Source organism: Fimbriimonadaceae bacterium, from assembly GCA_019638775.1.
GTDB lineage: Bacteria > Armatimonadota > Fimbriimonadia > Fimbriimonadales > Fimbriimonadaceae > JAHBTD01.
In genome coordinates, this window is the sequence record JAHBTD010000102.1 from 1 (window position 1) to 1,342 (window position 1,342).

Consider the following 1,342-nt stretch of genomic DNA (forward strand, 5'->3'; position numbering starts at 1 on the left):
AGAGAATGGTGTGCATCTGATCCTTTCTACCAAACCATGATGATAGACGAAGGCATATGCTCGGCACGCACAGGAGCAGACATTATTGAGGTGAGCGGTCGACGAAGGAGGTATCCTTAAACTGACCAAGTTCATAAACTCGCGTACAACCCTTAGCCTGTGGGAACTCTTTTCCTTTGTACAGGCGTTTCACGATTTCCTCCTTCGAAAACGTAGTTGCCCCTCCATTTTCACTCACATGGACTCGAATTTCTGTCGGGTGAGAAAGGCAGCTTTCCCCAATCAAGTAAGCAGGACTGAACAACTCATTCACTTCGCTATAGCTCCAGGGGCCAATTGCCGCCACTATTCCGCCTATGGGAGCCACGATGAGCGCCACGGGAAGAATCACAAGGCCACCAACGCCTCCGCCCCGCCGAAGAACAAACTTACCTTCGGAATCCGTACGTAGCGCTTCGTCTGCTAGCTCGCCCGGCTGAACACGAATCCAGACATCGCAATCGGAGATGGGACGATCTTCTTTATCGAGTACGTAGCCCTCGATTCTCAAATACCCTGTTCCGTCGGCCACTCCACAACCGGGGAGACTCACAAGAAGGACCAGTCCGAGCAGAATATTGTGAATACGTCTCACAGAGATGTTTCTTAGATCCTCAAACCTTGGTGCGCACAGACCTCTCGTTTTTGCCCAGGCTGTCTCTTCGACCACACAAGCATGAGAGGCAGTTCGCAGGTTGCGATGGCTGGGATGGAAAGATAGTGGTCGGAGTATACCTGCTTGGCAGATACACACCCAGTGCGGTTCCTGCAACGTTCCGCCACTCAACAGCATTCCTTCATTCAGAGTGGCGGGCTGGATCGTCCTTCACTGCGCCCGTCCAACGAGGGCCTTCCGAGGCCGCGCGTTGCGCGAGCAAGAAGGATGGCCCGCCCGCCCGCTCCCCTTCCTCGCGGGGGTGTGAGGAATGGCGCATTCGGCGTCGGCATGGCAAGGATGGAGAGACGCAGCAGCTGCACCGGCTGCTGCGCAGAACCTCTGTCGCTTATTCGGTGAGTGGCGAGGGCGGCCCTCCCACTGCGCGCATCGGACGAGCACCGTTTCATCGTGCGCGTTCTGCGAGCAAGGAGGGCGCCTGGGCCGCTCCCCTCTCCTTCTTGGCAGGGGTGTGAGGGATGGCGCATTCGGCGTCGTCATGGCGGGGGAGGCGAGACACAGTGGACAAACATACCTGCGTGCGGAGGCATGCGATCATTGGTCGCGCGTTAGAGTCGCACGCAGCGAACGAAGAGACCGATTGCCGGATTGATCCATCGCATTATGACGACGCCGAATGCGCCATCC

Annotated in this window: 1 protein-coding gene; it reads right to left on the reverse strand. The window is 56.9% G+C overall.

The annotated features are described in order from the left end of the window. Positions 1-82 precede the first annotated feature (82 nt). On the reverse strand, positions 83-634 hold the full coding sequence (locus tag KF784_20250; protein ID MBX3121388.1) for a hypothetical protein: 552 nt from the start codon (positions 632-634) through the stop codon (positions 83-85). Between the last annotated feature and the right edge of the window lie 708 nt (positions 635-1,342).